Origin of the sequence: Aeromonas sp. 604443 (assembly GCF_049170315.1) — a bacterium.
GTDB classification, from domain to species: Bacteria; Pseudomonadota; Gammaproteobacteria; order Enterobacterales; family Aeromonadaceae; genus Aeromonas; species Aeromonas veronii_A.
On sequence record NZ_JAAKMI010000007.1, the window covers coordinates 59,879 to 86,342 of the forward strand.

The following is a 26,464-nucleotide window of genomic DNA, read 5'->3' on the forward strand; positions in this document are numbered from 1 at the left end:
CATCGAAAAAGGGACCAAGTTGGTCCCTTTTGTCATTTGATTGCAGGCTGCCGATCAGGCGACAAACACCAGATAGACGGCGAATGCCACGATAAAGCGGTAGATGGCGAACGGGATAAAGTCGATGCGGCGGATCAATGTCAGGAAGGTCTTGATCGCAAACATCGCCACCACGAAGGCGGTGATAAAGCCCACGGCAAACATCGGGAAGTCGGCCATCGAGAGGAAATCGCGGCTCTTGTAGAGATCCAGCCCACTGGCCGCAACCATCATGGGCACTGCCATGATGAAGGAGAACTCGGCAGCTGCGTGACGGCTGATCCCCATCAGCATGCCACCACTGATGGTGGCGCCGGAGCGGGAGAAGCCGGGCCACAGGGCCAGACACTGGAACAGACCGATGCCGAACGCCTGCTTGTAGCTGATGTCATCCAGGGTTTCTGCTGTGACGGCCGGGCGGAACTTCTCGGCGATGATCAGCAGGATGCCCCCCGCGACCAGCGCGTACATGACGGTCTGCGGACCAAACAGGTTGGCCTTGATCCAGCTGTGGATGGCCAGACCGATCACGATGGCGGGCATCATGCCGAGGATGACATGCACCAGCGACAGGGTTGCGTGATCCCGGGACGGCTTCTGGCCGAAGTGGATGCCAATCAAGCCAAACAGGCGGCGCCAGAAGACGGCGACCACGGCGAGGATGGAACCAAGCTGGATCACCACTTCGAAAGTGGCAGCCTTGGGCCCTTCAAAGCCCAGCAGATGGCCGACGATAATCATGTGGCCGGTGGAGGAGACGGGGAGGAACTCGGTCAGCCCCTCGACGACGCCCAGAATAAAGGCGACCAGCAGGCTATAGGTGTCAGTCATCGAACAAACAATCCTTAACTTCGTTAATGTAAAAACGCCCCGGGAGGGTCTCGGGGCGGCTTATCTTGCTCGATAGTGACTGCTGAGGCTATGTAAAAATCATGAAACCTTTAAGTCAGTCGCGGATAAAGCGGTAGCGGGTCTGGTGGTGATAACGCTCGCCAGGCAGCAGCCAGGGGTTGCCCAGCTCGGGGCGATTGGGGCTGTCCGGTAGCTGTTGCGCCTCAAGACAGAAGCCGTCGTGATCCCGGTGCGACAGGCCGCTGCGGTTCGGGGTATTGGCCAGCCAGTTGCCGGTGTAAAACTGCAGCGAGGGTTGGTTGGTGTAGACCTCCATCGCCAGCTGCCTGTCCCCTGATACCACGCGAGCAGCCCACACTTGCGTTGGGCCGTTGAGCACAAAGGCATGATCGTACCCCTTGGCTTGTTGCTGCTGGGGATGACTCAGCCAATCCTGCCCGACAAGGCGCTCTTGGCGCAGATCGAATGGCCCCTCCACCGGAGTGATGGTGATCGGCAAACCGCTCGGGTCGGTCGGCAGGAAGTGGTCGGCATTGATGCTGATGAGGTGGTCACGGATATCGCCGCCATCGGTTTGCCCATCGAGATTGAAGTAGGCGTGGCTGGTGAGGCTGACCGGAGTTGTGGCATCCGTGCTGGCGATGAAATCTACCACCAGATCGTTCTGCTCCAGCCGGTACTCCAGGGTGACCCGCAGATTGCCGGGAAAGCCCTGATCCCCCGCCCGGGAGAGCAACGCCAGCTTGACACGATCCGCCTCCAGCTCCTTGATTTGCCAGCGCTGGCGATGAAAGCCAGCCTGCCCGCCGTGCAGACAGTTGGGGGCCTGATTGGCATTCAGCGACCAGTGCTGTCCATCACGCACCAGCTCGGCACCGCCGATGCGGTTGGCAAAGCGTCCTGCCACCGCACCCAGCCACACCTGCTGGGTGGGATAGGCGTCGTCGGCACAGCCCAGCAGCACTTCGCGCCGTTTGCCCGCCACCGGCAGGGTGAGGGAGGTGAGGGTAGCGCCGAAGTCGAGGCCGCGCAGGCGCAGCCCCTCCTCGTTTTCCAGTTCGAATGGCGTCATGGCGCTGCTCATAGCTTGCCTGCACCGGCGCTGGCAGAGCAGACGTAGCAGTCGGCCTTGAGGCCCGAGATGGCCGGATACTCCGCCTCGACGGCGGCAATCACCTCGGCCACTTTCTCCGGGCGCAGCAGGGCGACCACGCAGCCGCCGAAGCCGCCGCCAGTCATCCGCACGCCGCCATCGGTGCCGATTTTAGCCTTGATGATCTCCACCAGCCCGTCGATGGCGGGCACTGTGATCTCGAAGTCATCGCGCATGGCGGCGTGCGATTCGGCCATCAGCTCGCTGAGGCGGGTCAGGTCGTGGCTCGCCAGCGCATCGGCGGCCGCCAGGGTGCGGGCGTTTTCACCGACGATGTGGCGGGCACGGCGATAGCAGGCCTCATCCAGCCCGGCTTTGCCCGCTTCCAGTCCGGCCAGATCGAGGTCGCGCAGCGCCTTGACCCCGTAGTGATGGGCGGCCGCTTCGCACTGCTGTCGGCGGGTGTTGTATTCGCTGTCCACCAGACCGCGACGCACGTTGGAGTTGACGATCAGCACCGCCAGATCCGCCGGCATGGGTATCAGACGGGTCTCCAGCGAGCGACAGTCGAGCAGCAGGGCGTGGTCTGTTTTGCCGCTGGCGGAGATCATCTGATCCATGATGCCGCAGTTGCAGCCGACGAACTTGTTCTCCGCCTGCTGGCCGTTGAGGGCGATCTCGGCCTGGCTGATGTCGAGCCCCAGCGCCTCTTTGAAGGCCTGACCGATGGCTACTTCCAGCGAGGCAGAGGAGGAGAGCCCCGCCCCCTGCGGCACGTTGCCGGAGACCACCAGATCGAGGCCGCGCAGGGCATAACCGCGCTCCTGCAGATACTTCACCACGCCGCGGATGTAGTCGCTCCAGCGTTGGTTGGAGTGGTGCTCGATGGGCTGGTCGAGGTCGAACTGGTCGCGCTGGTTGTCGTAGTCGGCGGCGATCACCTGCACTTGCCGGTCATCGCGCAGGCCGATTGCAACGCAGGTCTCGTAGTCGATGGCGCAGGGCAGCACGAAGCCGTCGTTGTAGTCGGTATGTTCACCGATGAGGTTGACGCGACCGGGGGCGCGCACCAGCAGATCGGGCGCTTTGGCAAATTGCTCGGCAAAAACGGTGCTGACGCGTTGGCTGGGGGTCATAGGGCCTCCTCATTGGTGTGGCTGGTCTGGTTGTAGTGAACGGGGCTCAGGGCACGCAGCCGCTCGGCAGCCTGCTCGGGGGTAAGGTCACGCTGGGTTTCGGCCAGCATCTCGAAGCCGACCATGAATTTACGCACGGTGGCGGAGCGCAGCAGGGGCGGATAGAAGTGGGCATGCAACTGCCACGCCTCGGGGCAATCCGATTTGGGCGGGGCAAAGTGCCAGCCCATGGAGTAGGGGAAGCTGCACTCGAACAGGTTGTCGTAACGGCTGGTGAGCTCCTTGAGCGCTACCGCCAGATCCTGTTGCTGGGCCTGGGTCATATTGAGCATGGAGGGGACGTGCGCCTTGGGCAGCAGCAGGGTTTCGAACGGCCAGGCGGCCCAGAAGGGGACCACGGCAAGCCAGTGTTCGGTATCTACCACGATGCGCGAGCGATCCGCCAGCTCCCGCTCCACATACTCCAGCAGCATGGGGCGGCCATGCTCGGCCAGCCAGTCACGCTGGTGCTGCTCTTCGCGGGCGATCTCGTTGGGCAGGAAATCGCTGCCCCAGATCTGGCCGTGGGGGTGCGGGTTGGAGCAGCCCATAACGGCCCCTTTGTTTTCAAATACCTGCACCCACTCCCACTGGGCCGACAATTCGGCGACCTGATCCCTCCAGGTGGTGATCACCCCTTCGATGGCGAGCAACGGCAGCTCGGGCAGGGTCTTGCCGTGATCCGGCGAGAAGCAGATGACCCGGCTGGTGCCGCGGGCGGCTTCCAGCTTCAGCAGGGGATCGCTGGCGCTATTGGCGGCCGGGGTATCCTGCATCAGGGCGGCGAAGTCGTTGGTAAAAACGAAGGTGCCCTTGTAGTCGGGGTTGATGTCGCCGGTGACCCGGGTGTTGCCCGCGCAGAGGAAACAGTCGGGATCGTGGGCCTGTTTGGGGGCCTGACTCACCTTCTCCACCTGTCCCTGCCAGGGGCGTTTGGCCCGATGGGGGGAGACCAGCACATACTGGCCGGTCAGCGGGTTGAAGCGGCGATGGGGATGATCGACGGGGTTGAACATCATCTCTCCTGAATAAGGTATTGAAAAATAGGGTCGTCTATTAACAGGGAGCAGGCAGGCCTACTCTTCGTAACCGTTTGGATTGGCGGATTGCCAGCGCCAGCTGTCGGCGCACATTGCGTCGATGTTGCGGGTCGCCCGCCAGCCCAGCTCGCGCTCGGCCTTGGCCGGATCGGCCCAGCAGGCGGCGATGTCGCCCGGGCGGCGCGGTTCGATGCGAAATGGCAGCGGCTTGCAACAGGCGGCGGAGAAGGCGGCGACCAGCTGCAACACGCTTTGGCCCTGACCGGTGCCCAGGTTATAGGTGTGCACGCCACCCTTGCCGGCACAGTGTTGCAGTGCCTTGACGTGCCCCTCGGCGAGATCCATCACGTGGATGTAGTCGCGCACACCGGTGCCGTCCGGGGTGGGGTAATCGTTTCCAAAGACAGACAGGCAGTCGCGACGGCCGATGGCGACCTGGGTGATATAGGGCATCAGATTGTTGGGGATCCCCTGCGGGTCTTCACCCATGGTGCCCGATTCGTGGGCGCCGACCGGATTGAAGTAGCGCAGCAGGGTCATGCTCCAGTGGGGCTCGGCCAGCTGCAGATCTTCGACGATCTCCTCGATGATCAGCTTGGATCGTCCGTAGGGGTTGGTGGCGCTGCGGGGGAAATCCTCGCGGATCGGCAGATTGGCGGGATCGCCGTAGACGGTCGCCGAGGAGCTGAACACCAGATTGTGCACATTGGCCCGCTTCATCGCCTGCAGCAGGGTGAGGGTGCCGCCGAGGTTGTTCTCGTAGTAATCCAGTGGAATGCGAGTCGACTCACCGACCGCCTTGAGGGCGGCAAAGTGGATCACTGCGTCGATCTGCTGTTCGGCGAAGATCCGGTCCAGCAGGGTGGCATCGCGAATATCTCCTTGATAGAACACTGGTTGCTGGCCGCTGATAGCCGCGACTCGAGTCAATACGCTGCGCTTGCTGTTGCAGAGGTTGTCGACCACCACGGGATTCATACCTGCCGCTTGCAGGGCCAGACAGGTGTGGCTGCCGATATATCCGCAACCGCCGGTGACCAGAACATTCATCTTGCTCTCCACTGAAAAAGTGTCTGGAAGCAGTCTAGCCGAGGGTGTGGCGACCAAACTGTGAGCTTGCTTGCAAAACAGTGTAAACGATTACACTGTTTTTGTGATCATCCTGATGGCAGATATGCGTTTCACCTCTGTTTTCAAAGGGTTTGCTGGGTATAATGGCGCTCTATTGCACAGTGAAAGAAGTGAAAACAGCATGAGCACCATCAAGGATGTCGCCCGTTTGGCCAATGTGTCGGTGGCAACGGTTTCACGGGTGATGAACAACTCCCCCAAGGCCAGTGCCGCGTCTCGCGAAGTGGTGCAGAAGGCCATGGCCGAACTGGGCTACACCCCCAACGCCAACGCGCGGGCACTGGTCAGCCAGACCTGCGACACCATGGGGGTAGTGGTCGGTGACGTGGCGGATCCCTTCTTCGGTGCACTGGTGAAGGGGGTCTCCGGCATCGCCGTCGAGCAGAACCTTCACCTGCTGATGGGTAACGGTTTTCACAAGGCGCGTCAGGAGCGTGAGGCGATCGAGCTGCTGATCGGCAAGCGTTGCGAGGCGCTGGTGGTGCACAGCAAGGCGCTGAGCGACGAGGAACTTTACGATTACGCCATGCGAGTGCCCGGTATGGTGCTGATCAACCGCGATATTCCGGCCCTCAAGGGGCGCTGCATCGCCCTCAACAATCGGCTGGGGGCGGCTACGGCGACTCGCCACCTGATCGAGCTGGGCCACCGCCATATTGCCTTTATCAGCTCGGATCACGCCATCGAGGATGCCACCTTGCGTCTGCAGGGGTATCAGGATGGGCTGATGGAAGCCGGTCTGGCAGCCGATCCCGAGCTTATCGAGAGCGGCACGCCGAACGAGGAGGGGGGCGAGCGCGCCATGCTCAACCTGCTGGCCAAGGGGCTCAAGGTGACCGCCGTGGTGGCCTATAACGATGCCATGGCGGCGGGCGCCATCTCAGTGCTGGCCGACAACGGCCTGCGAGTGCCGGAGGAGGTTTCGGTAGTGGGCTTCGATGACATCATCTATGCCAGATATTTGCGCCCCAAGCTCTCCACCATGCGCTATCCCATTGAGCTGATGGCGGCCCAGGCGGCCAAGCTGGCCATTCAGCTGGCGGCGGGGGAGAGTGACGCGACCCAGAGCCGGATCTATACCCCCACCCTGATCAATCGCCACTCGGTGGCACCGGTTCGGGCCGGATAGCCCCCTTTTGCGGCCCTGTTCGGGGCCGTTTCTTGCACAGTTATTGTTTTACCTGTTTTTAATCATTTTTACTCCGCTTTACTTAACAAAATTAGTGTAATCGTTTACATCTGTGTGAGCGAGATCGCCGTTCCCTGCGTCATACTTCTCTAGACTGAATTCGTTTTTCAATCAGCAGGGAGAGAGTGAATGCTCAGGGAGATAGTGGCGCGTCAGGATTGGCAGACTCAGGCCATTACGTCGGTAAACCGTCTGGCTGCCCATACCCCCATGTTCAGCTGGCGCAGCGAAGCGGATGCCAGGGGTGATCTGGCCTCTTCCTCCCGTCTCTTGCTCGATGGCGAGTGGCGCTTCTCCTTCTTTGCCGCTCCCGAATTGGTGCCCGAGAGCTGGCTGGCGCAGGATCTGGTGGATGTTTGCCCCATTACAGTGCCGGGTAACTGGCAGCTGGATGCCGCCTATCCAGCTGCGCGGCCGCTCACCGATGGCCCCATCTACACCAATATCAAGTACCCCTTTCCCTGCGATCCGCCCCGAGTGCCAGCAGAGAATCCTACTGGCTGCTACTCCCGCGAGTTCGAACTGCCCGCCAACTGGCTGGCAAGCGGACAGAGCCGGATCATCTTCGACGGGGTGAGCAGTGCCTTCCACCTCTTCTGCAACGGTCGCTGGGTCGGTTATTCCCAGGACAGCCGCCTGCCCGCCGAATTCGATCTGACCCCATATCTGCAGAGCGGTCGCAACCGGCTGGCGGTGCTGGTGCTGCGCTGGTCCGACGGATCCTATCTGGAAGATCAGGATATGTGGTGGCTGTCGGGGATCTTCCGCTCCGTCAGCCTGTTGCACAAACCGTCCCGCCATCTGATGGATATGCGGGTGACGCCTGAACTGGATGCCTGCTATCGGGATGGTCGTCTCAAGATTGCACTGCAAGTGGCTAATGGGGCCGGTCTGTCGGTGGAGGCCAATCTTTATGACGGCAGCGAGCGGGTCGCGGCCCTGCACCAGCCGATCGGCACTCAAACCATTGATGAAAAAGGGGCGTATGACGATCGCGCCGAGTGCTGGCTCGACGTGGTTGCGCCGCGCAAGTGGAGCGCCGAGACGCCCCATCTCTATCGCCTGACCCTGACCCTGCTGGACGAACAGGGCCAGGTTATCGAGAGCGAGGCATGTGATGTGGGCTTTCGGGTGGTGGAGATCCGTGGCGGCCTGCTGCGGGTCAACGGTCAGCCGCTGCTTGTTCGCGGTGCCAACCGTCATGAACACCATCCCGCCAAGGGCTATGCCATCGATCGCGCCACCATGGAGCGGGATCTGCTGCTGATGAAGCGCCACAACTTCAATGCGGTGCGCTGCTCCCACTATCCCAACCACCCCGACTTCTATCGCCTCTGCGATCGGCTCGGTCTCTATGTGGTGGACGAGGCGAATCTGGAGACCCACGGCATGACCCCTATGGGGCGGCTGGCGCGGGATCCCGCCTGGAGCAACGCCTTTCTGGAGCGGGCGACCCGCATGGTGGCGCGGGATTTCAACCACCCCTCCATCATCATCTGGTCGCTGGGCAACGAGTCGGGTTACGGCCCGGCCCACGATGCCATGTATGGCTGGATCAAGCGCAGCGATCCGAGCCGTCCGGTGCAGTACGAGGGGGGCGGGGCCGATACCCCGGCCACCGACATCATCTGCCCCATGTATGCCAGAACCCATCAGGATCAGCCCTTCCCGGCGGTGCCCAAGTGGGCGCTGGCCAAGTGGATCGGCCTGCCGGAAGAGACCCGGCCGTTGATCCTCTGCGAATATGCCCACGCCATGGGCAACAGTCTCGGGGGCTACGCCCACTACTGGCAGGCGTTTCGCGATCATCCACGTCTGCAAGGCGGGTTTGTATGGGATTGGGTCGATCAGGGGCTCGACAAATACACCGCCGATGGTCGCCACTACTGGGGCTATGGCGGCGACTTCGGTGATGTGCAAAACGATCGCCAGTTCTGCTGCAACGGTCTGCTGTTCCCGGATCGCACCCCCCATCCCGCCCTGTGCGAGGCTAAGCGCGCCCAACAGCCGTTCCGTTTTGCCCTGCTCGAGCACACCCCGCTGCGGGTGCGGATCGAGAGCGAATACCTGTTTCGGGAAACCGATAACGAGCGGCTTTGCTGGCAGTTGTGTGAGAACGGCCATGTGCAGCAGCAGGGGGAGGTTTCCCTTGAGCTGGCGCCACAGGGGGTGATCGAGTTGACTCTGAGCGAGGCGTTGCCCCCCTTTGCGGCAGGCTCACTGGCCTGGCTCGATCTTGCCATCGTTCAGTCGCAGGCTACCCCCTGGTCGCAGGCGGATCACAAGGTCGCCCGTCAGCAGTTCACCCTGCCGACCCCCCTTGCCCTGCCAGCGCCGGTCGCTGCCGCCACCCTGAGCGAGCAGCCGGATGGCTGGCGGATCACCGCCGCAAACAGCCAGTGGTGGCTCGACAAGCAGAGTGGCCGCATCACCAGTTGGCAAAAATCGGGGCAGGAGCAGTTGCTGGCGCCGATCATGGATCACTTCTACCGCGCGCCGCTCGACAACGACATCGGCACCAGCGAAGCGGATCACGTTGACCCCAACTCCTGGATTGCCCGCTGGCAGGGCTGTGGTCTGGGTCAGTGGCAACATCGCTGTTTGGGGATTGCGGTCGCTGGAGGGGATATCCGGGTCAGCCATGGCTACTTCCACCGCGATGAGCTGCTGCTGGTGAGTCACTGGCATCACCGCTTTACCGACGATGGCGCCATGAGCCTGGAGATAGAGACCGAGCTGGCACAGGTGCTGCCGTCGCTGCCGCGGATCGGTCTGTTGCTCCATCTGGCCGAGGCGCCAGCGCGAGCCGAATGGCTGGGGCGTGGCCCGCACGAAAACTATCCGGATCGCCTGCTGGGCGCCGATCTGGGGCGCTGGAGTTTGCCGCTGGAGGCCATGCATACCCCTTACATCTTCCCGAGCGACAACGGCTTGCGCTGCGATACCCGCCAGTTGCAGCTGGGTAGCACGACAGTAAACGGCTGCTTCCATTTCAGTGCCAGCCGCTTCAGTCAGCAACAGCTCGCCGCTGCTCGTCACCAGAGCGATCTGGTGGCCGAAGAGGGGTTGTGGGTCTGTCTCGATGGCGCCCACATGGGGGTGGGCGGGGATGACTCCTGGAGCCAGAGCGTGCGTCCCGAGTATCAACTGCTTGAGCGTAGTTACCGTTGGGGCTGCACTCTCTGTTAAGCCAGCTATTGAGGGGACTGCCTGGCCAGTGCGCCATTTTGACAACAGACCAGTAACGACTAGCCTCAATGCTGTGGGAAAGATTGAGTCTCAAATCTGATTTAAATTTATATGTATTTGAAAAATAAAAACAAAGTTTCAATGTAACAGAGTGTAATCGTTTTCATTTTGTCGTCATGATCACAGAAGAAATGACAACAAACTGATTACATTGATTGGCGCTTGCTCAATTGCTCGCCACCCTACAACACAGATAGACACATCGGAGCACACATAATGAAAAAACTGACCACAGTTGCCGCCCTGCTGATGGGCATGATGGCTGGAGCCAATGCCCAGGCTGACACCCGTATCGGGGTAACCGTCTACAAATACGACGACAACTTCATGGCGGTCGTGCGCAAGGCCATCGAGAAGGAGGCGGCAGCCACTCCGGGGGTGGAGCTGCTGATGAACGACTCCCAGAACGACCAGTCCAAGCAGAACGACCAGATCGACGTGCTGCTGGCCAAAGGGGTGAAGGCGCTTGCCATCAACCTGGTTGACCCCGCTGCGGCGCCGGTAGTGATTGAGAAAGCCCGTGGCGAAGATATCCCGGTGGTCTTCTACAACAAGGAGCCGAGCGCTACCGATCTGGCCAGCTACGACAAGGCCTACTACGTGGGTACCGACTCCAAGGAGTCAGGGATCATCCAGGGTCAGCTGATTGCCAAACACTGGAAAGCCCATCCGGAGTGGGATCTGAACAAGGATGGCGTGATCCAGTTCGTGCTGCTGAAAGGGGAGCCGGGCCACCCGGATGCCGAAGCGCGCACCTCCTACGTGGTCAAGACCCTGAACGATGGCGGCGTCAAGACTGAACAACTGCATATGGATACCGGTATGTGGGATACCGCCATGGCGAAAGACAAGATGGACGCCTGGATCTCCGGCCCCAACGCCAACAAGATCGAAGTGGTCATCGCCAACAACGACGGCATGGCAATGGGCGCAGTCGAATCACTGAAAGCACAGGGCAAGACTGCCATTCCGGTGTTCGGCGTCGATGCGCTGCCGGAAGCGCTGGCCATGGTCAAGAGCGGTGCCATGGCGGGTACCGTGCTGAACGATGCGGCCAACCAGGCCAAAGCCACCTTCGAGCTGACCAAGAACCTGGCTGAAGGCAAACCGGCCGGTGAAGGCACCAAGTGGAATATCGTCGACAAGGTAGTACGTGTTGCCTACGTCGGTGTGGATAAAGACAACCTGTCCCAATTCGAGTAATTCCCTCCTCCAGGGCAAGGGAGATCCCCTTGCCCTTTTTTCAACCAGATGTGATGGCTGATATGACAACACAGCAACAATCAGAATGGCTGTTGGAGATGATTGACGTCAGTAAGAGCTTTCCCGGCGTCAAGGCACTCGATAATGTCAATTTACGGGTCCGTCCTCATTCTGTGCATGCGTTGATGGGCGAGAACGGAGCGGGAAAATCCACACTGCTCAAGTGCCTGTTCGGCATTTACGAGAAGGATCAGGGCAAGATCTTCTTCAAGGGGCAGGAGATCAACTTCACCTCCTCGAAAGAGGCGCTGGAAAATGGCGTCTCCATGGTGCATCAGGAGCTCAACCTGGTGCTGCAGCGTACCGTGATGGACAACATGTGGCTCGGCCGCTACCCCACCAAGGGGTGGTTTATCGACCACGGCAAGATGTATGACGACACCAAGCGCATCTTCGATGAGCTGGATATCGACATCGACCCCAAGGTGAAGGTCGCGACCCTGTCGGTCTCCCAGATGCAGATGATCGAGATCGCCAAGGCGTTCTCCTACGACGCCAAGATCGTCATCATGGATGAACCCACCTCCTCCCTGACCGAGAAAGAGGTGAACCACCTCTTCAAGATCATCAACAAGTTGAAGGATAAGGGGTGCGGCATCGTCTACATCTCTCACAAGATGGAGGAGATCTTCCAGCTCTGTGACGAGATCACCATATTGCGGGATGGCCAGTGGGTGGCAACCCAGCCGCTCAAGGGCATGACCATGGATCAGATCATCGGGATGATGGTCGGCCGTGAACTGACCCAGCGTTTCCCGGAAAAGACCAACCAGCCGAAAGAGGTGATCCTCGAGATCGAACACCTGACGGCGAAAAACCAGCCCTCCATTCAGGATGTGACCTTCAACCTGCACAAGGGGGAGATCCTCGGCATCGCCGGACTGGTGGGGGCCAAGCGCACCGACATTGTCGAGACTCTGTTCGGTATTCGCGATCGCAGTCAGGGCAGCATCAAGCTGCACGGCAAAGAGGTGGCCAACCACAACGCCCACGAAGCGATCCGCAACGGCTTTGCGCTGGTGACGGAAGAGCGCCGCTCCACCGGTATCTACTCCCGGCTCGATATCGCCTTCAACTCCCTGATCGCCAACATGGACAGCTACAAGGGCTCCATGGGGCTGCTCAGCGACAACAAGATGAAGAGCGATACCCAGTGGGTGATCGACTCCATGCGGGTCAAGACGCCGACCCAGCAGACCCAGATCGGTTCCCTCTCCGGGGGCAACCAGCAGAAGGTGATCATCGGTCGCTGGCTGCTGACCCAGCCGGAGATCCTGATGCTCGACGAGCCCACCCGCGGCATAGACGTCGGGGCCAAGTTCGAGATCTACCAGCTCATCCTGGAGCTGGCGAAGAAGGACAAGGGGATCATCATCATCTCGTCAGAGATGCCGGAATTGCTGGGGATCACCGACCGCATCATGGTGATGAGCAATGGCCGGGTCGCCGGGATCGTCAATACCAAAGAAACTGACCAGAGCGAGATACTGCGCCTGGCATCTCTGTACCTCTAGAGACAGGAAGACATTTATGGAGTCGGCTAAAAATTTCAATCTGATGCAGGCGCTCAAGGAAAACGCCATCTATCTGGTGCTGCTGGTGCTGCTCATGGTCATCGTGATCCAGGAGCCCTCCTTCCTGAGCCTCACCAACTTCAGCAACATCCTGACCCAGTCCTCGGTGCGGGTCATCATAGCGCTGGGGGTGGCGGGCATCATCATCACTCAGGGGACGGATCTCTCGGCCGGTCGTCAGGTCGGTCTGGCGGCACTCATAGCAGCAACCATGTTGCAGGCGCTGACCAACGTCAACAAGGTGTTCCCGACGTTGGGGGAGGTGCCCATTCCTGCGGTGATCCTGCTGGTCTGTGTGGTGGGGGCGCTGATTGGTCTGGTCAACGGTCTGATCGTGGCCTACCTGAACGTTACCCCGTTCATTACCACCCTGGGCACCATGATCATCGTCTACGGTATCAACTCCCTCTACTTTGACTCGGTAGGGGCTTCGCCGGTGGCCGGGTTTGACCCCCGCTTCTCCAGCTTCGCCCAAGGGTTTATCCGGATAGGAGGATTCAAACTCTCCTATCTCACCTTCTATGCGGCCATCGCCAGCGTCTTTGTCTGGGTGCTGTGGAACAAGACCCGCTTTGGCAAAAACATCTTCGCCATCGGCGGCAACCCCGAGGCAGCCAAGGTCTCCGGCGTCAATGTGGCGGTCAATCTGGTAATGATCTATGCGCTGGCGGGGGTCTTCTACGCCTTCGGCGGCATGCTGGAAGCAGGCCGTATCGGTAGCGCCACCAACAACCTCGGCTTCATGTACGAGCTGGATGCCATCGCGGCGTGCGTGGTGGGCGGCGTGTCGTTTGCCGGCGGGGTGGGAACGGTCGCGGGTGTGATCACCGGCGTACTTATCTTCACCCTGATCAACTATGGTTTGACCTATATCGGGGTCAGCCCTTACTGGCAGTTCATCATCAAGGGCGGCATCATCATTCTGGCGGTGGCATTGGATTCCATGAAGTACGCCAAGAAGAAATAACGATTGGCAGGGAGGGTTGGCGCTGCCAGCCCTCTCTTCTGGAGGGAACCCATGCCATTCAAGGTCAAGATTTACCTCTTGCTGCTACTGGCCATTCTGGTCACCATCGGCACCGCCGGGCTCAGCGTCAACCACTTCATCAGTGGCTACATTCGCACTCAGGCCACCCACAACATCAACGAACAGATCACCCTGGTCAAAGAGAAGCTGGCCAGCGACATCAATCAGAAGATCCTGTTGGCCGCCAACCTCAACTTCGGGGTGACCAACGTCAAGAAGACCCTGCAAGAGACCGGTTTTCACAACATCGTCAAGGTGATCGGCGACATGGCCTTCGACGTGAGCGGGGTCATCAACGACAGCGCCAAAGTGGATGCGCTGCGCAAGCTGATCCCCGCCGCCAATAACCAGATCACCGTCAGCCCGCTGCAACAGGTGGATGGCAAGCCGGTCATCACCATTCTGGTGCCGCGCGGTGCCGATTCCGCATATCTCTACTACCTCGACATGAGCGAGTTCAAAAGCCTGCTGGAGAAGATGAGTGGTGATGGCCGCTACTTCTCGCTGGCCGACAGTCAGGGCAACAGCCTCTATAACAGCAAGCCGCAGGGGGAGAGCGAAGCGCGCCCCAACCAGCTGGATATTCGCGGCAGCAGCTGGACGCTGACTGGCTACATCGACCTCGACTACATCCAGGCGATGACCCGTGCACTCAACGGCCAGATCATCATGGCGCTGCTCGGTGTCGCCGTGGTGGTGATGGTGCTTGCCATACTGGCACTCAACGTGGCTTATCGCCCTATCCTCTCGCTGCGGGATCTGGTGCTGGAGCTCTCTCGCGGCAGTGGCGATCTCACCCGCCGGCTGGCGGTGACCAGCAAGGATGACCTTGGCCAGATCTCGGCCGGTATCAACCGCTTTATCGAGCGGCTGCAGGAGATGATGGGGGAGGTGCGGCAGGCGAGCGGCCAGCTCAACAGCGGCATCGAGGGGCTGGCCAACCAGACCGGCGCCGTCCAGTCTCTGCTGGCGGACCATGTACGCGAGACCGAGCAGGTGGTGACCGCCATCAACGAGATGAGCCGCACCGCGGTCTCCGTCTCCGAGAGTGCGGCCAGCACCGCCCAACTCACCGGCCAGAGCCAGCAGCTGGCGAGCCAGTCTCGTCAGGTGGTGGATCAGGCGATGGCCAGCGTGATGGCGCTTGTGGATGAAGTGGAAGCCACTGCCCGCTCCATCGAGGCGATGCAGCAGGATGTGCAGCAGATTGGCTCAGTGCTGGGGGTGATCGGCAGCATTGCCGAACAGACCAACCTGCTGGCCCTCAACGCCGCCATCGAGGCAGCCCGCGCCGGTGAACAGGGGCGCGGTTTTGCGGTGGTGGCAGACGAGGTGCGCTCCCTCGCTGCCCGCACCCAGCAGAGCACAGCCGAGATCCAGACCATGCTGGCTAGTCTGCAGCGGGGCACCCGAACTGTGGTGGATGCCATGGGCAATACCAAGCAGAGCTGTCAGGGGGCGGCCGAGAACACCACCAGGGTCAACGAGTCGCTGGATCTGATGGCAGGGGAAGTGGTGGAGATCAACGGTCTCATCAGCCATATCGCCACGGCGGCGGAGCAGCAGAGCGCGGTGGCCGAAGAGATCAATCGCAACATGAGCGCCATCGCCGAGGTGATCCGCCAGCTGACCCACAATGGCGAAGCGACGGTTGCCAGCTCCGCGGCGATGCAGCAGACCTACGACCGGCTGCGGGAGATCGTGGGTCACTTCCGGCTGGAGTGAGGCCGGTGTTCAGCCAATAACAAAACAGGGCCATCCGGCCCTGTTGTTGTTTTCCTGTCTGCCTGAATCAACCGGCCTTGCGGCGCAGATAGACCCCGGCTTCCATATGATGGGTCCAGGGGAACTGGTCGAACAGGGCGAAACGGGCGATTTCGTGGGTTTCGCCCAGCACGGCCATGTTGGCCTGCAGTGTCTCGGGATTGCAGGAGATGTAGAGGATGTTGTCGTACTCCTGCACCAGCTTGACGGTGGCATCGTCGAGACCGGCGCGGGGCGGGTCGACGAAGATGGTGTTGCACTGGTAGCTCTTGAGATCGATCCCCTTGAGGCGGTTGAACTCCCGTTCACCACGCATCGCCATGGTGAACTCCTCGGCCGACATACGCAGGATGATCAGGTTTTCGACGCCGTTGGCGGCGATGTTGAACTGGGCGGAGTCGACGCTCGGCTTGGCGATCTCGGTGGCCAGCACCTTGCGGAAGTTCTGCGCCAGCGCGATGGAGAAGTTGCCGTTGCCGCAATAGAGCTCCAGCAGGTCCCCTTCGCTCTCTTTGGTCACATCCAGCGCCCAGGCCAGCATCTGCTCGTTGATGGCGGCGTTGGGCTGGGTGAAGCTGTTCTCCACCTGCTTGTAGGTGAGCTGGCGACCCGCCACGTTGAGCTGCTCGATGACGAAGTCATCCCCCAGACAGATCTTCTGCTTGTGGGCGCGGCCAATCAGCTGCAGCTCGAACCCTTTGGCGCGCAGAGCGGCCTGCAGCGCTTCGGCGGCTTGTTGCCATTCGGCCTCCAGCTTGCGGTGATAGAGCAGGCTGACGATGATCTGGCCGGACTGGGTGGAGAGGTAGTCGATCTGGAACAGCTTGCGACGCAGCACCTGATGGGGACGCAGCCCCTCCAGCAGCAGCGGCATCAGCTGGTTGATGAGGCGGCTGGCAGTGGGGAAGTGGTCGACCCGGATAATTTCTTTGGTCGCCGGGGCATACATGCAGTGGAAGAGGTCGTCCCCCTCGTGCCAGATGCGAAATTCGGCGCGCATCCGGTAGTACTCCGCCGGTGAGCTGTGCACTTCCAGCGCCGGGAGGGTGAAGCCGGCAAACAGCTCGGTGAGGCGAGCGTGCTTTTCGTCGAGTTGGGCCTGATAGTCGGCCGCGGTTCTAGGCGCCGGAGCGTTCGCGGAAGGCTGTTGGGATTGGGTCATAAATACCTCACATGCACACCGGCCGGGCCGGGTCGAAATCGGGGGAAGGCAACAGGCCACCCAAAGGGGCCCGATTTTAAAAGCCAGCCGCAGATTGTCCAGCATTTTGTGGTCAAGAAGTGTTCAGTCAGGCCGATAGCTGATCTACAGGCATGGTGGGAGGACACATTATGCAGATCGAAGGAGTGGGCGCAGCCCAACCCAAGGGAGTGGGTGTTTCTCCCAAATCGCCGCAACAGGCGGAGCAGAAACAGGTCAAGAGCGAGGAGGAGGTCTCCTTGCACAAGCCGCCCAAGTGGGCGCAGGTGCTGATCCAGCAGGCATTGCAGTTCTCGCTGGAGATCAACGGCCAGGGCTATCAGGCGCCGAAGGTGAAAGAGCCCGAGGAGATCACCCCGGAGACCCTGTTCGACTTCCAGTCGGTGGCGGACAACGTGCTGCAGTTCGTGACCGGGCGGCTTGGTGCCGCGCGCGCCGATGGCAAATCCGACGACGACCTGACCGGGATGATGGAGCAGGCCCGCAAGGGGGTCGACAAGGGCTTTGAGGAGGCAAAGAAGCAGCTCGGCAAGTGGGCGACTGACAACGACGATATCAAAACCGGTATCGATCAGAGCTACAAGCTGATCCAGAAAGGGCTCGAGGAGTTCGAGAAGGAGTTCTTCGGCAAGGTCTCCCCGACCGACATGGGACAGGCCGAGATGGCCAGTCGCCAGCAGGGGTATCTGGAGATCCAGACCAAGGATGGCGACAAGGTAGTGCTGCGCTTCAACGACAGCTGGCAGACCAAGTCCCAGAGTAGCGAGAGCGGCAGCCAGTTCAGCCTCAAATCGAGCCAGAGCTTCAGCTTCTCGCTGGAGGGGGATCTCAGCAGCGACGAGATGGAGTCCATCGGCAAGCTGGTCAAGGGGATCGACGAGCTGGCGGGGAACTTCTTCTCCGGCAACTTCGAGGAGCTGCTGGACAAGGCGGGCGAGCTGAAACTGGATGACAGCCAGCTGGCCTCCTACTCCCTCAAGCTCAAGCAGAGCGTCAAGCTGAGCCAGACCTATCAGGGGGCGCACTCCCTGCAGGATCTGATCAAGCCGTTTGCAGACTACCTGCCCAAGCTGGATCAGGTGCAGAAACAGGCGGATAGCCTGCTGCCACCATCCCAACAACAGGCGCTGACCCCGGCCGTGTTGGCGGCGAGAGGGGAAGGGGAACCGGCACAGGTCGATCGCTTCACCAGCTTCAACCAGCGGATGCTGGAGGCGCTGCGGATGATCAACCAGTTCCAGCCCTCCACCGAGCCCGCCAGTAAGAACGTCTGAGCCACAGCGCGTTACGCAAGTAATGAGCTGCCGTTTGCCAGCCCTTCCCGGGGCTGGCAAACTGGCCTTTTCTCCAATCCGGTTGCCCCATGAACCCCAAGAAGCCAAGAGACAAGCGCGAGCTCTGCTACCCCTTTATCTTCGAAACCTCGCTCAAATGTGATTTTGAAATCGCCACGGACGAGCTCTGTTGTCAGGTTGGGGCCGTGCTGTCACGCCTTGCGCCGGATGCGGATACCGAGCCCATGCTGGCGGATCTCGCGGCGTTGCAGCGACTTATCTACAACCTAAACGGCTCGGTACGCGGCAAGCTGGGGATCTTCGATGCAGATCTTGAGTGGCTCAAGGCCCGTTACGACCACTACAACGAGGCGAGTCGCGGCAGCGTCACCGGTTTTGTGCTGCCACAGGGGCCACAGCCCATTCCCACCCTCCATCTGTGCCGCTGCGGCAGCAAGAAGGTGGTGCGGCTGCTGGTCAGGCTGGAAGAGAGCGGGGTGGCCTTCGATCCCATTCTCTATCGCTTCGCCAACCTGCTGGCCAACTTCTTCTTCGTGCTCACCGTCTACCTCAAGCAGCGCTGGCAGGTGCCGGAAGTGCCCTACGTCAGCATCAACTACTGATGGCGGCTGGTTAGGGGCCAGACGTCATGGTGGATTGAACGGAATAAAAAAAACCGGAGCCTTGGGCTCCGGTTTTGTTTTTCAGCGCGTCAGTTGCCCGCTCAGCTGGAGATCAGCACTCTCGCCGAGTTGGCCGGGATGGTGAGCTGTACCTCGCCCTGCACCACTTCAAACTTCTCGCCGTTGAAGGCGTCGGTGAAGCGGCTGGCGGGGCTCGCGGTCTGCCACAGGGGCAGGCTGATGGTGCGCGGCTCGCTCGGATGGCGGTTGCAGGCCACTACCACCTGATCGCTTTGCAGAGTGCGGGTGAACACATAGCTGTGGGGCCCGGCATAGAGGGTCTGGATATCGCCGCGGCGCAGGGAGGGGCGCTGGCGGCGGATTTGGATCAGTCGGCGATAGTGGTCGTGCAGCACGTGATCCCAGTCTGTGGTATCCCACGGGAAGCAGCGGCGGCAGTCCGGATCGTTGCCGCCGGAGAGCCCCACTTCATCGCCGTAGTAGATGGACGGCACACCGATATAGGTGAGCAGCAGGGTGGCGGCCAGCTGCATCCGCTGTTTGTCCTCTCCCAGCAGGTGGAGGAAACGGGCGGTATCGTGGCTGTCCAGCAGGTTGAACTGGGCCAGCTGGTTCTTGAACGGGATATGGGCCCGCGCCAGTTTGAGCCAGCGATCCAGCTCTTCGGCGCTGATCTTGATGGGGTGGTAGGCGATATCCTTGCCAGCCAGGAAGGCACGGATCGGGTGGGCGAAGCCGTAGTAGTTCATGGCGCCGTCCTCCTGATCCCCTTGCAGCCACTGGCTCGCCTCGAAGAAGTGTTCGCCGAGCACATAGGCGTCCGGGTTCTCCTGCTTCACTGCCCCGCGAATGGCGCGCACGTGACCACTGTTGCCCTCGGCGGTGCCGCGCTCGCCCAACATGTGGATGACGTCAAAGCGCCAGCCATCGATCTGGTAAGGGGCGCGCATCCAGTAACGGAGGATGGCGTCATCGGCCCGATAGACGGCGTCCTGTACCTTCTCGCAGGAGAAGTCGAGCTTGGGCAGGCTGCGAATGCCCTTCCAGCTGACGTAATCCCCTTCTTTATCAAAGGTGTAGAAGCTGCGCCACGGGGAGTCCGGGTTGCTCTGGGCTCCCAGTGGCGGGCAGAACCAGGGGTGCTCGGTAGAGGTGTGGTTGACCACCGCATCGAGGATGATCTTCATGCCGCGCTGGTGCAGGTTGCGGGTCAGCTCGGCGAACTGCTCGTTGCTGCCGAGGTGGGCATCGACCTTGAAGTAGTCCTGGGTGTCGTACTTGTGGTTGCTCGGCGAATCGAAGATGGGGTTGAGGTAGAGCGCCGTTACCCCGAGAGATTGCAGGTAGTGCAGCTTGGCATCGATGCCCGCCAGATCACCGCCGTAAAACTCGCAGGCGCCGTGGCCCTCTTCATGACGACTGACCGGCTCGCCCCACGCCTTGCTGATCACCGCTTTGCCGCGGTACTCGTACTCGTGATGCTTGACGCTCAGCGACGGATCGCCGTTGCAGAAGCGGTCGGGGAAGATCTGGTAGAACACCTGATCCTGCACCCAGGCCGGTGGCTGGTGCAGGCTGTTGAAGCGAAAATGTTGCTCCCGTGGCGGCATGGACGCGCTGACGCCCGCCCCGTGCAGCCACCACTGCTCCTCGTCGGTGAGGCACTTGAAGCTGTAGAGGTGGATATCTTGTCCCTTGATGAGCGGCAGAGTCGCCTGCCATACCTGCAGCCGATCGCGGGTGGAGACCGCCGTCATCGGGATCAGGTACTCCTCGTTATCCGGCTCGTGGCGCAGCCATACCTCGCGGATCGGCGCATCCAGCTCGCTAAAGAGGGTCAATTGCAGTGCGTCGGCGCTCTCTTTGAACCAGGGCGCCACCTGGGGATGAAACAGAAACGGATGGGTCATGATGCTTATTGAGTCAGAAGATCGGCGAGGGCATTACCCTGTTCATGCAGTGTTTCGAGCTGGCCTGCCAGCGACTTGGGATCCAGTCCCAACTGGTCGGCGAGCGGTTTGGGGAAGCGGGCGATGATGGCCTGGGCAGGCACGCCCGCGTTCCAGGCGAAGGAGATAAACACGGCGAGGCGGATCAGCACCGCCTCCTTGCTGACCGGATCGTGGGAGAGCGGGTCAAGCTGTTGGGAGATGGCATCGACGAAGGCCTCGGAGAGGTTCCAGCGTCGCGCCAGCTCGGCACCAAGCTGGGCATAGTCGTAGCCCAGCATCTCCCGCTGGGCCTCGACCCGGCTACTGCCGTTCTGGATCGCCATGTTGATGAGCTCGGCCTCTTCCGGCAAGGTACTCTGGATCAGTAGTTCGCCGATGTTGTGGATAAGAGCACAGGTGAAGGCGGTCTCGGGGTCGAGCACCTTGGCCTCCTGCGCCAGGGTCCGGGCTATGGTGGCGACCTGGAAGGTCTCGGTCCAGAACTTGTTCTTGTCGAAGCTGGGCGGGGCCTTGAAGGTGCCGATGATGCCGGAAGCGACCACCACAGAGCGCAGTCGGTTGAAGCCGAGGCGGATCACCGCCTGTTCGATGGAGGTCACTTCGTTGCCACGGCGCAGGGCGGCCGAGTTGGCCATCTTTAGCACCTTGACGCTGATCACCTGGTCCATGGCGATCTTGGCCGCAATCTGGTCGATGCGGGCATTCTCGTCGTTGAAGCTCTGCATCAACTCGTGCAGCAGCTTGGGAATAGTGGGGAGTTGTTTGATCTTGTCAAACAGGCGATCCATCGACATGGCTGAGGCAGCCTCCATTGCGAACTCTGCCTCATATTGTGCCACAGCCGGACAACATGTTCCTGTTTGTGATGCGGCTTTGTGAGCGCTAGAACACCCAGTCGCGCAAGGTGTATTCCAAACGGTGCCGTTTGCCCTGCAGGATCAGGCTCTGGCTGGTGCCGCTCAAAGTCGCCCCCTCGGTCAGGGTGGTCAGCACGGCCTGTTCTATGGCGTCCAGCGGCGGCATGCAGGCCATTTCGGTACTGCCCAGACTGGTGACCCACAGTTTGTCATCTTCCAGATGGCCCTGACCGAAGTAGCGGTTGCAACCGGCGATGCCGTTGACGGTGAAGTGCTCGCCGATCTCGAAATCGGGGGGATTGTCGCGGGGGGCCTCGATCGGTTCGCCATCCAGTTTGCTCAGTACCCAGTGGTGGTGTTGCAGATCTTGCTGAACAAAGGCGGTCGAGCTGCAGCCAGCGAGCAGTAACAGGGGGATCAGCAACAAAAAGGGCAATCTGGGCATGAGGGGGCTCCGGTTGGGGGAGCGTCAAGAATACCCTTTTTGGGCAGTCGGGAGCAGGGCGGGAGAGGGGACGACCGACCGCTTCTGTCGTCCCTTGTCCCGCGTGACTGTCGCTTAATGGCAACACCCGGGGGATGTTGCAATCGATTTACGCTATCTCAGGGCTCAGTTGACGAACAGCCGCTCGGCATAACGGGCAAGACCGGCAGCCACCGAGCCGAAGTCATCGCCACCCTCAAGCGGGATGGAGGGGAGCTTCTGGCGGATAAAGCTGGCGATCAGCGGCGAGCGGGCGCTACCACCGGTGACGAAGATGCGATCAGGCTGCACTCCGGCAGCGGCAATCGCTTCGTCCATCAGCTCGCCAATTTTTTCCAGCAGCAGGGCCGAGGCGTTGGCCAGCTGTTCGCGGGTCAGCTCCGCTTCCAGCCCTTTTTCCAGCTCGGCCAGCGACTGGTGATTGAGTTCCTGCTCCGAGAGGGCGATCTTGCCCTGCTCGGCACGCCACACCAGCTGGTGGCTCAGCTTGTGGGCCCGCAGGCTGGCCAGACGCCCCAACTTGCTGCCGGGCTGGCTGTCGAGCTGCAGATCCTGCAGCTGGCGGGCGGTGTCGAGGCTGTAGAAGCGGCTCTGGGCGCTGACGTCGTTGATGGCTGCCGCATCCCAGAACAGCGGGTGGGGCAGCGGCTTGCCGGTCTTGAGGGTCTCGTGCATGCCGAGCAGCGGCATCATCCCCTCCACCGTCAGGCGGATATCGAAGTCGTTGCCGCCGATCCGCTGGCCGCTGTGGCCGAGCAGATCGCCGCTGCGATCCAGCTGATCGCGGTAGCTGGGACCCATCCGCAGCATGGAGCAGTCGGTGGTACCGCCGCCGATATCCACTACCAGCACCACGGCGTCTTCGGTGAGGCGCGCCTCGAATTCAAACCCGGCGGCCACCGGTTCATAGAGGAACTCCACCTGCTCGAAACCGGCCAGACGGGCTGCCTCGGTCAGGATGGCGATAGCTTGCTGGTTGCTCTCTTCCCCCGCCAGCCCCTGGAAGTTGACCGGACGGCCGATCACCGCCTGGCGGATCGGGGCACCGAGCTGCTGCTCCGCCTGCTGGCGGACGTGGAGCATCATGGCGCAGACGATGTCTTCAAACAGGGCGATCTGGGGGGCCTTGAGGCCATAGGCGCCGAGAAAGGATTTCGGCGATTTGATGTAGTAGCCGTCGTCCGGCTCTTCCAGATAGCGCTCCAGTGCAGCGCCGCCAAAGCTCAGCTCGTCGATCAGTCCCTCTTCGCGCATCTGGCGGCGAACCATCTGGGCACGGGTGACCACGGGGCCACGCAGCTTGAGGTACTCCGCCTGCTGGGCGGGGGCCAGCCCTTCGGCCAACAGACCGGCGATAGCATCCCGGTGGGGGGCATGCAGGGTGGAGGGGAGATAGCGGGATGCACCAAGATTCAGCAGCCTGGGGCTACCTTGTTCCATCACGGCCACGGCACAGTTGGAGGTGCCGTAATCAAATCCGATAAACATGGGCGCCAGACTCCTGAATAAAAAAGGGGGGCTAGCCTACCCGAAGGCGCCGGGTCTCACAACCCGGCGCGTGACGAAGAGAGGGCGAGCCCTTATTCCACTTCGTTGTCGCAGCGGCCCTGGCTCTCGATAGCGCGGATATTGCCGAGGGTGGTATCGGCGATGGCGTGCAGCGCCTCGCGGGTCAGGAACGCCTGATGGCCGGTGAACAGCACGTTGTGGCAGGCGGACAGACGGCGGAACACGTCATCGGTGATCACCTCGTTGGACTTGTCGGAGAAGAAGAGATCCTCTTCCTCTTCGTAGACGTCCAGCCCCAGAGCACCGATACGGGAAGTCTTGAGCGCCTCGATGGCGGCATTGGAGTCGAGCAGGCCGCCACGGCTGGTGTTGATGATCATTACCCCGTCCTTCATCTTGGCAAATGCCTCCTTGTTCAACAGGTGGTAGTTCTCTTTGAACAGCGGGCAGTGCAGGCTGATGATATCGGATTGGCGGAACAGGGTATCGAGATCCACGTACTCGGCTCCCAGCTCGATGGCCGCCGGATTCTGGTAAGGGTCGTTCACCAGCAGGCGAACCCCGAAGCCCTTGAGGATACGCAGGGCGGCCAGACCGATCTTGCCGGTACCGATGACGCCAACGGTCTTGCCATGCATGTTGAAGCCGACCAGCCCTTCCAGCGAGAAGTTGGCGTCGCGGGTGCGCTGATAAGCCTTATGGATGCGGCGGTTGAGGCACATCATCATGCCGACAGCATGCTCGGCGGTCGCCTCGGGGGAGTAGGCGGGTACTCGCACTACTTTCAGCCCCAGCTCTTTGGCAGCCGCCAGATCCACGTTGTTGTAACCGGCACAGCGCAGGGCGATCACCTGGGTGCCGTTGGCAGCCAGTTCGGTCAATACCTCGCGGTCGGCATCGTCATTGACGAACAGACACACCACCGGGAAGCCGTGAGCCAGTCGGGCCGTTTTGGCTTCCAGCCGCACATCGAAAAACTCCAGGTCGAAGCCGTACTGGCTGTTGGCCTGGTTGAAATGCTCTTTGTCATAGCTCTTGGTACTGAATACGGCGACTTTCATGGTATGTGCTCCGCAGCGTGTGTGGCGTCAAATTACAACAAAATGGGTCAGCTATCACCGGACAAACCGGCTGGTTATTGTCCCCACGGCATGATGGGAACGGCGCTGACTGCACTTTTGTACGAACCATCCACCAGTTTGGTGCTATAGGTCAGGTAAACCAGTGCATTGCGTTTCTTGTCGTAAAAACGCACCACTTTCTGCTCCTTGAACACCAGCGAGGTGCTGACATCGAACACCTCTTCCCCTGCCTTCAGCTTTTCGGGCAGGGTGATGGGGCCGATCTGGTGGCACGACAAGGAGGCATGGGAGGGATCTTCCGCCAGGCCCAGCCCGCCTTTGACGCCACCAGTCTTGGGGCGCGCCAGATAGCAGGCGACGCCGTCGATGCGCGGGTCGTCGAACGCCTCCACCAGGATCTTGTGGTTGGGGCCAAACAGCTTGAAGGCGGTGCTCACTTCACCGACCGGGTCGGCCTTGTCGGCCAGTGCCGGGCCGGCAAACAGGGCCCCCACCAGCAGGGGCAGGGCGCGGCGAAGGGCGTTATGTCGCGTGTGGTTATGTGTCATGGTCTCTCCTGTTGGCCCGGCATTCCTCAATAGGGAATGCCCAGACGACGATAGAGGCTGGCAAGCACCCAGGCGGGGCCTATCAGCAGAAATTGCAGGTCGGCGAGGAAGGAGGGGCGTTTGCCCTCGATCTTGTGGCCGACAAACTGGGCTATCCAGAGCAGCACGAACGCTGCCACCGAGGGCCACAGCAGCGGCCCCTGCCACTGGTGGCAGAAGGCCAGCCCGAGCGCGGTCAGCACCGCCATCCCCGCGAACAGCGAAAACGACAGTTGCAGATAGAACAGCTGCACCGGAATGGCTGCCACTGCCGCCCAGTTGAGGGGCTCTGGCAAGGGCCCGTGTGGCAGACACCAGAGCAGCGCCAGCGAGCAGAAATAGATGCCCGGCACCGCCAGCTTGTGGATGGCGACGTTGACCGGATGGCGATGGCTCTGGCCGTACTCCTCAAACCACTCCTGGATTCCCTTCATGGCACCTCCCTGGCGCACTGTGTTCTCGCAGTCTGACCTTCGTGGTCAGGCGTTCGTGATGCTTATCCTTGCGGTGGATACTCCCAATATTGGGCCGGAATGGATTTTAGCAACGGGGTCATATCCGGATTGGGCAGGGCGATGGTGACCCGCTGATCGAGGTTGGCGCTGGCGAGCGCTTCGCGGATCTTGGGGTTGTCATGGAAGAACTTCATAAAGCTGCCATCGGCATAGGCACGCTCCAACCCGGTCTGAATCGCCTTGGCCAGCTTGGGGTATTCGGGGCTGACGAAGAAGAACTGGGCGAAGGGGTAGCGGATCAGCAGATGCTGCTCGATGGCGAGGTTGGGATACTGCGCCACCAGCTCGCTGCGCTCGGCGAAGATCTCTACCAGGGCGCGCGGGAAGAAGTCGATCTTGTCGCCGTCGTTGATAAGGCGAAACAAGCTGCTGTAGCGGCCGGAGAAGGTCGGGATGCCCGCATTTTCCAGAATTTTGTTATCGGCCCAACCGACCCCTTGCGCCGCCTTCAGCTGTTTGAGGTCGGCCAGAGTATTGATCTGGTTGAACTTCTCTTGGGCATCCGCGTGGATGAACGACAGCCGCAATCCTTCCAGTCCGCGAAACAGCGGAATGGGGACGGCAATCAGGGAGGATTCGAGTGCGCTGGAGGTACCCATCCAGAAGACGTTGATGGTCTTGCCCTTGCTCAGCTGCTGCTGAAGGGTGAACTGGTTGAGGTCGAGTTCGACAGGCTGGATGCGAAAGGGTTGTCCGGAGCGGGTCAGGGCCAGTTCCAGCAGTTTGAGCTGGTACTCCTGATCAAGATTGTTGACGGGACGGCTGGGAACCTTGACCGTCAGAACCTGTGCTTGTGCCAGCAGTGGCAGGCACAAACACAGTTTGATGAGCCATTTCACTCTCTATTCTCCTGTAGATTCCGGAAGGTGTCCGGAGTCTAACAGAACTTGTCACCATCTTGCTGCGAGGCGTTGTGCAAGGTTGAGCGCGGGCCCAGCCTTGTTGGCGTCTGTTGCACCTGAA

General features: G+C 60.9%; 22 protein-coding genes. 8 read left to right on the forward strand and 14 right to left on the reverse strand.

The features are described from left to right. Positions 1-54: 54 nt before the first annotated feature. The 5 genes from bacA to galE all read right to left on the reverse strand — a co-directional run bounded on the left by bacA (position 55) and on the right by galE (position 5,249). Complete coding sequence (bacA, locus tag G5380_RS11660) at positions 55-870, reverse strand: undecaprenyl-diphosphate phosphatase (protein WP_421352765.1); 816 nt, start codon at positions 868-870, stop codon at positions 55-57. A 115-nt stretch (positions 871-985) separates the two neighbouring features. Next, positions 986-1,975 carry a galactose-1-epimerase gene (gene galM / locus G5380_RS11665; RefSeq protein ID WP_421352766.1) on the reverse strand — a complete coding sequence of 330 codons (990 nt, stop codon included), beginning with the start codon at positions 1,973-1,975 and terminating at the stop codon, positions 986-988. Continuing rightward, the gene (gene galK, locus G5380_RS11670; protein ID WP_368166660.1) at positions 1,972-3,120 is read right to left on the reverse strand and encodes a galactokinase; all 1,149 of its coding nucleotides are present in this window, start codon (positions 3,118-3,120) and stop codon (positions 1,972-1,974) included. Before galK ends, galM begins: the two co-directional genes overlap by 4 nt. Continuing rightward, a complete protein-coding gene (locus tag G5380_RS11675; RefSeq protein WP_227274329.1) occupies positions 3,117-4,175 on the reverse strand; it encodes a UDP-glucose--hexose-1-phosphate uridylyltransferase in 1,059 nt (352 codons plus the stop codon). The genes galK and G5380_RS11675 overlap by 4 nt, the downstream gene beginning before the upstream one ends. A 60-nt stretch (positions 4,176-4,235) precedes the next feature. Continuing rightward, positions 4,236-5,249: a UDP-glucose 4-epimerase GalE gene (galE, locus tag G5380_RS11680; protein WP_421352767.1), complete on the reverse strand. Its 1,014-nt coding sequence runs from the start codon at positions 5,247-5,249 to the stop codon at positions 4,236-4,238. A gap of 202 nt (positions 5,250-5,451) precedes the next feature. Here galE and G5380_RS11685 point away from each other — a divergent pair, with 202 nt between their 5' ends. The 6 genes from G5380_RS11685 (at position 5,452) to G5380_RS11710 (ending at position 15,357) form a co-directional block, all read left to right on the forward strand. Beyond that, entirely contained in the window at positions 5,452-6,459 is a 1,008-nt protein-coding gene (locus tag G5380_RS11685) for a substrate-binding domain-containing protein (protein ID WP_041915397.1), read from the forward strand. 189 nt (positions 6,460-6,648) lie between these two features. Beyond that, entirely contained in the window at positions 6,649-9,708 is a 3,060-nt protein-coding gene (locus G5380_RS11690) for a beta-galactosidase (protein WP_421352768.1), read from the forward strand. A gap of 276 nt (positions 9,709-9,984) precedes the next feature. Further along, positions 9,985-10,971 (forward strand): galactose/glucose ABC transporter substrate-binding protein MglB, encoded by a 987-nt coding sequence (gene mglB, locus G5380_RS11695; RefSeq protein WP_005340747.1) that lies wholly within the window; start codon positions 9,985-9,987, stop codon positions 10,969-10,971. A gap of 53 nt (positions 10,972-11,024) precedes the next feature. After that, on the forward strand, positions 11,025-12,545 hold the full coding sequence (mglA, locus tag G5380_RS11700) for a galactose/methyl galactoside ABC transporter ATP-binding protein MglA (protein ID WP_033136359.1): 1,521 nt from the start codon (positions 11,025-11,027) through the stop codon (positions 12,543-12,545). 16 nt (positions 12,546-12,561) lie between these two features. Further along, positions 12,562-13,572: a galactose/methyl galactoside ABC transporter permease MglC gene (gene mglC / locus G5380_RS11705; protein ID WP_005342585.1), complete on the forward strand. Its 1,011-nt coding sequence runs from the start codon at positions 12,562-12,564 to the stop codon at positions 13,570-13,572. A 51-nt stretch (positions 13,573-13,623) separates the two neighbouring features. Beyond that, positions 13,624-15,357 carry a methyl-accepting chemotaxis protein gene (locus tag G5380_RS11710; RefSeq protein WP_201980752.1) on the forward strand — a complete coding sequence of 578 codons (1,734 nt, stop codon included), beginning with the start codon at positions 13,624-13,626 and terminating at the stop codon, positions 15,355-15,357. A gap of 67 nt (positions 15,358-15,424) precedes the next feature. On the opposite strand, the gene trmA is transcribed toward G5380_RS11710, so the two are convergent. Beyond that, complete coding sequence (gene trmA, locus G5380_RS11715) at positions 15,425-16,558, reverse strand: tRNA (uridine(54)-C5)-methyltransferase TrmA (protein ID WP_421352769.1); 1,134 nt, start codon at positions 16,556-16,558, stop codon at positions 15,425-15,427. 170 nt (positions 16,559-16,728) lie between these two features. On the opposite strand from trmA, the gene G5380_RS11720 reads away from it, so the two are divergent. Together G5380_RS11720 and G5380_RS11725 are read left to right on the forward strand one after the other, a co-directional pair. After that, entirely contained in the window at positions 16,729-17,871 is a 1,143-nt protein-coding gene (locus G5380_RS11720; protein WP_421209210.1) for a DUF5610 domain-containing protein, read from the forward strand. Between the two features lie 89 nt (positions 17,872-17,960). Then, positions 17,961-18,494 (forward strand): ATP--cob(I)alamin adenosyltransferase, encoded by a 534-nt coding sequence (locus G5380_RS11725; protein ID WP_075116198.1) that lies wholly within the window; start codon positions 17,961-17,963, stop codon positions 18,492-18,494. Positions 18,495-18,595: 101 nt separating this feature from the next. On the opposite strand, the gene malZ is transcribed toward G5380_RS11725, so the two are convergent. From malZ to G5380_RS11765, 8 genes are all read right to left on the reverse strand, one after another. Further along, on the reverse strand, positions 18,596-20,425 hold the full coding sequence (gene malZ / locus G5380_RS11730; RefSeq protein WP_421209211.1) for a maltodextrin glucosidase: 1,830 nt from the start codon (positions 20,423-20,425) through the stop codon (positions 18,596-18,598). 5 nt (positions 20,426-20,430) lie between these two features. Beyond that, positions 20,431-21,279 (reverse strand): HDOD domain-containing protein, encoded by an 849-nt coding sequence (locus G5380_RS11735; RefSeq protein ID WP_421209212.1) that lies wholly within the window; start codon positions 21,277-21,279, stop codon positions 20,431-20,433. A 70-nt stretch (positions 21,280-21,349) separates the two neighbouring features. After that, positions 21,350-21,769 carry an META domain-containing protein gene (locus G5380_RS11740; protein WP_270905936.1) on the reverse strand — a complete coding sequence of 140 codons (420 nt, stop codon included), beginning with the start codon at positions 21,767-21,769 and terminating at the stop codon, positions 21,350-21,352. 165 nt (positions 21,770-21,934) lie between these two features. Continuing rightward, positions 21,935-23,296, reverse strand: coding sequence for a molecular chaperone (yegD, locus tag G5380_RS11745; protein ID WP_421209213.1), 1,362 nt, complete (start codon positions 23,294-23,296; stop codon positions 21,935-21,937). A gap of 92 nt (positions 23,297-23,388) precedes the next feature. Then, on the reverse strand, positions 23,389-24,378 hold the full coding sequence (locus G5380_RS11750) for a 2-hydroxyacid dehydrogenase (protein WP_005340720.1): 990 nt from the start codon (positions 24,376-24,378) through the stop codon (positions 23,389-23,391). A 74-nt stretch (positions 24,379-24,452) separates the two neighbouring features. After that, complete coding sequence (locus G5380_RS11755; protein WP_421209214.1) at positions 24,453-24,947, reverse strand: CreA family protein; 495 nt, start codon at positions 24,945-24,947, stop codon at positions 24,453-24,455. 26 nt (positions 24,948-24,973) lie between these two features. Then, the gene (locus G5380_RS11760) at positions 24,974-25,420 is read right to left on the reverse strand and encodes a DUF962 domain-containing protein (RefSeq protein ID WP_421209215.1); all 447 of its coding nucleotides are present in this window, start codon (positions 25,418-25,420) and stop codon (positions 24,974-24,976) included. A gap of 62 nt (positions 25,421-25,482) precedes the next feature. After that, positions 25,483-26,340: a hypothetical protein gene (locus G5380_RS11765; RefSeq protein WP_227341601.1), complete on the reverse strand. Its 858-nt coding sequence runs from the start codon at positions 26,338-26,340 to the stop codon at positions 25,483-25,485. Between the last annotated feature and the right edge of the window lie 124 nt (positions 26,341-26,464).

What these genes read in the sequence shown, in the direction of transcription:
- bacA (WP_421352765.1), bottom strand. Translation starts at nt 870, where the DNA reads ATGACTGACACCTATAGCCTGCTGGTCGCCTTTATTCTGGGCGTCGTC.
- galM (WP_421352766.1), bottom strand. Translation starts at nt 1,975, where the DNA reads ATGAGCAGCGCCATGACGCCATTCGAACTGGAAAACGAGGAGGGGCTG.
- galK (WP_368166660.1), bottom strand. Translation starts at nt 3,120, where the DNA reads ATGACCCCCAGCCAACGCGTCAGCACCGTTTTTGCCGAGCAATTTGCC.
- G5380_RS11675 (WP_227274329.1), bottom strand. Translation starts at nt 4,175, where the DNA reads ATGTTCAACCCCGTCGATCATCCCCATCGCCGCTTCAACCCGCTGACC.
- galE (WP_421352767.1), bottom strand. Translation starts at nt 5,249, where the DNA reads ATGAATGTTCTGGTCACCGGCGGTTGCGGATATATCGGCAGCCACACC.
- G5380_RS11685 (WP_041915397.1), top strand. Translation starts at nt 5,452, where the DNA reads ATGAGCACCATCAAGGATGTCGCCCGTTTGGCCAATGTGTCGGTGGCA.
- G5380_RS11690 (WP_421352768.1), top strand. Translation starts at nt 6,649, where the DNA reads ATGCTCAGGGAGATAGTGGCGCGTCAGGATTGGCAGACTCAGGCCATT.
- mglB (WP_005340747.1), top strand. Translation starts at nt 9,985, where the DNA reads ATGAAAAAACTGACCACAGTTGCCGCCCTGCTGATGGGCATGATGGCT.
- mglA (WP_033136359.1), top strand. Translation starts at nt 11,025, where the DNA reads ATGGCTGATATGACAACACAGCAACAATCAGAATGGCTGTTGGAGATG.
- mglC (WP_005342585.1), top strand. Translation starts at nt 12,562, where the DNA reads ATGGAGTCGGCTAAAAATTTCAATCTGATGCAGGCGCTCAAGGAAAAC.
- G5380_RS11710 (WP_201980752.1), top strand. Translation starts at nt 13,624, where the DNA reads ATGCCATTCAAGGTCAAGATTTACCTCTTGCTGCTACTGGCCATTCTG.
- trmA (WP_421352769.1), bottom strand. Translation starts at nt 16,558, where the DNA reads ATGACCCAATCCCAACAGCCTTCCGCGAACGCTCCGGCGCCTAGAACC.
- G5380_RS11720 (WP_421209210.1), top strand. Translation starts at nt 16,729, where the DNA reads ATGCAGATCGAAGGAGTGGGCGCAGCCCAACCCAAGGGAGTGGGTGTT.
- G5380_RS11725 (WP_075116198.1), top strand. Translation starts at nt 17,961, where the DNA reads ATGAACCCCAAGAAGCCAAGAGACAAGCGCGAGCTCTGCTACCCCTTT.
- malZ (WP_421209211.1), bottom strand. Translation starts at nt 20,425, where the DNA reads ATGACCCATCCGTTTCTGTTTCATCCCCAGGTGGCGCCCTGGTTCAAA.
- G5380_RS11735 (WP_421209212.1), bottom strand. Translation starts at nt 21,279, where the DNA reads ATGGAGGCTGCCTCAGCCATGTCGATGGATCGCCTGTTTGACAAGATC.
- G5380_RS11740 (WP_270905936.1), bottom strand. Translation starts at nt 21,769, where the DNA reads ATGCCCAGATTGCCCTTTTTGTTGCTGATCCCCCTGTTACTGCTCGCT.
- yegD (WP_421209213.1), bottom strand. Translation starts at nt 23,296, where the DNA reads ATGTTTATCGGATTTGATTACGGCACCTCCAACTGTGCCGTGGCCGTG.
- G5380_RS11750 (WP_005340720.1), bottom strand. Translation starts at nt 24,378, where the DNA reads ATGAAAGTCGCCGTATTCAGTACCAAGAGCTATGACAAAGAGCATTTC.
- G5380_RS11755 (WP_421209214.1), bottom strand. Translation starts at nt 24,947, where the DNA reads ATGACACATAACCACACGCGACATAACGCCCTTCGCCGCGCCCTGCCC.
- G5380_RS11760 (WP_421209215.1), bottom strand. Translation starts at nt 25,420, where the DNA reads ATGAAGGGAATCCAGGAGTGGTTTGAGGAGTACGGCCAGAGCCATCGC.